This is a genomic window from Pseudomonas sp. NPDC087598 (genome assembly GCF_044743525.1).
Lineage (GTDB): Bacteria > Pseudomonadota > Gammaproteobacteria > Pseudomonadales > Pseudomonadaceae > Aquipseudomonas.
This window is the reverse complement of record NZ_JBIUWQ010000122.1, coordinates 1-4,879: the sequence shown is the minus strand read 5'-3', so window position 1 is coordinate 4,879 and position 4,879 is coordinate 1. Positions and strand designations below refer to the sequence as shown.

Below are 4,879 nucleotides of genomic sequence, written 5' to 3'. Positions count from 1 at the left end.
GGCTACGGTTTCCTCGCGGAAAACGCCGACTTTGCCGAGCAGGTCGAGAACTCCGGCTTCGCCTTCATCGGCCCGAAAGCCGACACCATTCGCCTGATGGGCGACAAGGTATCGGCCAAGCACGCGATGATCGAAGCTGGCGTGCCAACCGTTCCAGGCTCTGACGGCCCTCTGCCGGAAGACGAAGAAACGGCACTGCGCATCGGTCGCGAAGTCGGCTACCCGGTGATCATCAAAGCCGCTGGCGGCGGCGGTGGTCGCGGCATGCGCGTCGTGCACAAGGAAGAAGACCTGATCTCCTTCGCCAAACTGACCCGCACCGAAGCAGGCGCGGCGTTTGGCAACCCGATGGTCTATCTGGAAAAATTCCTGACCAACCCACGTCACGTGGAAGTCCAGGTGCTTTCCGACGGCCAGGGTCATGCCATCCATCTGGGCGACCGCGATTGCTCGCTGCAACGTCGTCACCAGAAGGTTCTCGAAGAAGCGCCGGCACCGGGCATCGACGAGCAGGCGCGCCAGGAAGTTCTGGCTCGCTGCGTCAAGGCATGCATCGACATCGGCTACCGTGGCGCCGGCACTTTCGAGTTCCTGTACGAGAACGGTCGTTTCTACTTCATCGAAATGAACACCCGTGTTCAGGTGGAGCACCCGGTTTCGGAAATGGTCACCGGTATCGACATCGTCAAGGAGATGCTCAGCATCGCCGCTGGCAACAAGCTGTCGTTCACTCAGGATGACGTGGTTATCCGCGGTCACTCGCTGGAATGCCGGATCAACGCTGAAGACCCGAAAACCTTCATGCCGAGTCCGGGCACGGTCAAGCATTTCCACGCCCCAGGCGGCAACGGCGTTCGCGTCGATTCGCACCTGTACAGCGGTTATGCGGTTCCGCCGAACTACGACTCGCTGATCGGCAAGCTGATCACTTACGGCGCCACCCGCGACGAAGCCATGGCACGCATGCGCAATGCCCTGGACGAAATCGTGGTTGACGGGATCAAGACCAACATCCCGCTGCACCGTGATCTGGTGCGTGATGAAGGCTTCTGCAAGGGTGGTGTGAACATTCACTACCTCGAGCACAAGCTGGCTGGCGAGAAGCACTAAGCTTCCAGCCCGCACCTGACAAAGCCGCCTTCGGGCGGCTTTGTTGTTTCTGCAGATTGCATAAATCCCTGTAGGAGTGAGCCTGCTCGCGATGAGGCCGACACATCCAATACATGTATCGACATCACCATCGCCATCGCGAGCAGGCTCACTCCTACAAGGGAATGGCGTTTCAAGTCTCTCCCACAAACCGCCTGCGCTCGCGTAAACTTGCGCGCTTCTCGCAGGCCGCTAGGCTGCAATCAATATTTTTTCAAAGGTGCCCGCCATGCCTTGGCTGCAAGTACGTCTCGCCATCAGCCCGGAACAAGCCGAAACCTACGAAGACGCTTTCCTTGAAGTGGGCGCCGTTTCGGTAACCTTCATGGACGCCGAAGATCAGCCGATCTTCGAGCCGGAACTCAACACCACCCCGCTGTGGACGCACACGCATCTGCTGGCTCTGTTCGAGGGCGGCACCGAGCCCGCCCCGGTACTGGCCCATCTGGAACTGCTGACCGGCAGCCCGCTGCCCGAGCATCACAGCGAAGTCATCGAAGATCAGGACTGGGAACGCAGCTGGATGGATGGTTTCCAGCCGATGCGTTTCGGTCAGCGCCTGTGGATCGTCCCGAGCTGGCACGCCGCACCGGAACCTGACGCAGTCAACCTGCTGCTGGATCCGGGCCTGGCGTTCGGCACCGGCACTCACCCGACCACCGCACTGTGTCTGGAATGGCTCGATGGTCAGGACCTGAAAGACTGCAACGTGCTCGACTTCGGTTGCGGCTCGGGCATTCTGGCCATTGCCGCCCTGCTGCTCGGCGCCAAAGAAGCCGTCGGCACCGACATCGACGTACAGGCGCTGGAAGCCTCGCGCGACAACGCCGGGCGCAACAACATCGCCGACGAGCTGTTCCCGCTGTACCTGCCGGAAGATCTGCCGCAGGTCCAGGCCGACGTGCTGGTTGCCAACATTCTGGCTGGCCCGCTGGTTTCGCTGGCGCCGCAACTGACCCGCCTGGTCAAGTCCGGTGGACGCCTGGCCCTGTCGGGCATCCTCGCCGAACAAGGCGACGACGTCGCAGCCGCGTATGCCCAGGACTTCGATCTCGACCCGATCGCCAATCGCGATGGCTGGGTGCGCATCACCGGCCGTCGGCGCTAGAATGGCCGCCTGCATAATCCGGATCGCCGCATGACCGACAGTTTCGTCACCCAGTGCCCGCATTGCCAAACCAGTTTCCGTGTCAGCCATGCTCAATTGAGCGTGGCCCGCGGGGTGGTTCGTTGCGGCTCCTGCCTGCAAGTGTTCAACGCCGCCAAACAGCTGCTTGAGCAACACGCCGGCAAGGACGCGGTGACGCCGGTTGCACCTGCCATTGTCGAGCCAACGCCGGCCGCACCACCGCCGGTGGTGGAATCGCCCACTGTCGTCGAGCCGCCCGCGCCGCGCGCCATCAGCCAAAAGCAGTGGAGCGCCTCGGAGCTGGATCTCGACAGCCTCGATCTGGACGAAGAACTCGCCCGGCTCGAACAACGGGAAATTCAGCCGACCACCGAATTCGGTCGTCCGCGCGAAGAGTCCCTCAGCGCCCGGCGCGACAGCCCCGAAGCCGATGAAACGGAGTGGCGCGACAGCCTGTTCAGCGCACGCGACGATGAGCACCTGCCCGAGCCCGAAGAGGAAACCGAAGAGCAGATCGTCGAGCCCGAGCCGGCAACAACCGCCCGCACCGAACCCTCGCTGTCGCTGGAACCGGTTGATCTCGATGACGAGCCCGCCATCCCGCAATTGCGTCTGCACGACCCGATCGATCCGAATGCTCGCCGCGAGCGCTTTTCTGCCAGCGACGACGTCGACGAGGACGATCTGCCATTGATCGAACCGTCGCGCAAAAAACGCGAGCGCGCAGAACCTGGCGTACGCGCCGAAGTTCTGCAAGACCTGACCGACGACCCGCTGCAACTGGACTGGCAAAAACGCCGCTCGCCGTGGGGCCGCCGCCTGCTCTGGCTGTTATTGGTACTGATTGCCGCGGGTGGCCTGGCCGCTCAGTACATCGCCTACCATTTCGATGAGCTGGCGCGGCAGGACCAGTACCGTCCATGGTTCCAGCAAGTCTGCCCGCAGATCGGTTGCACGGTGCCGTCCAAGGTCGACATCGCCAGAATCAAGAGCAGCAATCTGGTGGTGCGCAGCCATCCGGAGTTCAGCGGTGCGCTGGTGGTCGATGCGATCATCTATAACCGCGCGACGTTCTCCCAACCGTTTCCACTGCTGGAACTGCGCTTCGCCGATCTCAACGGTCACTTGATCGCCAGTCGTCGCTTCAAACCCGGTGAATACCTCAGTGGCGATCTCGAAGGCCTGGCGGAGATGCCGCCGCAAACACCGATCCACATCGCGCTGGATATTCTCGATCCAGGCCCGAAAGCGGTGAATTACAGCCTCAGTTTTCACTCCCCCGAGTGAATCGCCTCAGCGCTTTTCAATTGACGGCAATTTTCTGACTTCGCGCTGCGTAACCAAACCGCTGGCGATAACAGAATAACTGTTCAGATTTTGTTCAATTCAGCCTTTATCCAGTCATCGAGAGCGGGTATCATGCCAACCCTTTTTCGAACTCTCATGATCCGGCCCCACTTCAGGGAAGTCCTATGTCGGCGGTACGCATCGGCCCATATACATTGCAGAACGGCTTGATTCTCGCCCCGATGGCGGGCGTCACCGATCAGCCCTTTCGTCAGCTGTGCAAACGTCTGGGCGCAGGGCTTGTAGTCTCGGAAATGGTCACCAGTGACATGAGCCTGTGGAACACCCGCAAGTCGCGCATGCGCATGATCCACGAAGGTGATCCCGAGCCACGCTCGGTACAGATTGCCGGTGGCGACGCGCAGATGCTCGCGGATGCGGCCCGGGCCAACGTCGAACTGGGCGCACAGATTATTGATATCAACATGGGTTGCCCGGCGAAGAAGGTCTGCAACAAGGCTGCCGGCTCCGCGTTGTTGAAGGATGAAGCATTGGTGACCGAGATCCTGCAGGCCGTCGTGGCTGCGGTTGATGTGCCGGTTACCCTGAAGATCCGCACAGGTTGGGATCGCGACAACAAGAACGGCCTGACCGTGGCGAAGATCGCCGAACAGGCCGGGATTACCGCGCTGGCCGTGCATGGCCGTACGCGCGCCGATCTGTACACCGGTGAAGCCGAGTACGACACGATTGCCGCGATCAAGCAGGCCGTGTCGATGCCGGTGTTTGCCAATGGCGATATCGATTCGCCGGAAAAGGCCCGCTACGTGCTCGACGCGACCGGTGCCGATGGCCTGTTGGTAGGCCGAGCCGCTCAAGGGCGGCCATGGATTTTTCGCGAGATCGATCACTTCCTGCGTACCGGCGAGAAATTGCCGGCACCGGAGCTGATCGAGGTGGAACGCATTCTGCTAGAGCATCTGGCCGCACTTCACGCTTTTTATGGGGACGTGATGGGCGTGCGCATTGCTCGAAAGCATGTGGGCTGGTATCTCGCAACCTTGCCGGGCGCCAGGGAATTTCGCGCCCGTTTCAATCGTTTGGATGGTACGGAAACACAATGCGCCAATGTTCGGGAGTTCTTCGCCGAGCATTACAAGAGCCTGACAGGGGACGATGAAGGGGTGGCCGCATGACGATGATGACCGAGACTTTAGTGAGTGGAACAACACCCGTGAGCGACAACGTGAATTTGAAACAGCACCTCAATACTCCGAGCGAAGATGGCCAGACCCTTCGCGGGAGTGTCGAGAC

The 4,879-nt window shown here is 60.9% G+C and carries 4 protein-coding genes and 1 pseudogene; all 5 read left to right on the top strand.

The genetic code is table 11. The features are described 5' to 3' along the window. A partial coding sequence (locus ACIOWE_RS29735) for an acetyl-CoA carboxylase biotin carboxylase subunit (protein WP_401398524.1) occupies window positions 1-1,110 on the top strand: 1,110 nt, incomplete at its 5' end. 268 nt (window positions 1,111-1,378) lie between these two features. After that, window positions 1,379-2,257, top strand: a complete 879-nt coding sequence (gene prmA, locus ACIOWE_RS29730) for a 50S ribosomal protein L11 methyltransferase (RefSeq protein ID WP_401398522.1) — start codon at window positions 1,379-1,381, stop codon at window positions 2,255-2,257. Window positions 2,258-2,287: 30 nt separating this feature from the next. Continuing rightward, the gene (locus tag ACIOWE_RS29725; RefSeq protein WP_401398520.1) at window positions 2,288-3,565 is read left to right on the top strand and encodes a DUF3426 domain-containing protein; all 1,278 of its coding nucleotides are present in this window, start codon (window positions 2,288-2,290) and stop codon (window positions 3,563-3,565) included. A gap of 185 nt (window positions 3,566-3,750) precedes the next feature. Further along, the gene (gene dusB, locus ACIOWE_RS29720; RefSeq protein ID WP_401398519.1) at window positions 3,751-4,761 is read left to right on the top strand and encodes a tRNA dihydrouridine synthase DusB; all 1,011 of its coding nucleotides are present in this window, start codon (window positions 3,751-3,753) and stop codon (window positions 4,759-4,761) included. Beyond that, window positions 4,758-4,879, top strand: a pseudogene (locus tag ACIOWE_RS29715) (DNA-binding transcriptional regulator Fis); the annotation flags it as partial. The gene dusB and the pseudogene ACIOWE_RS29715, both read left to right, overlap by 4 nt.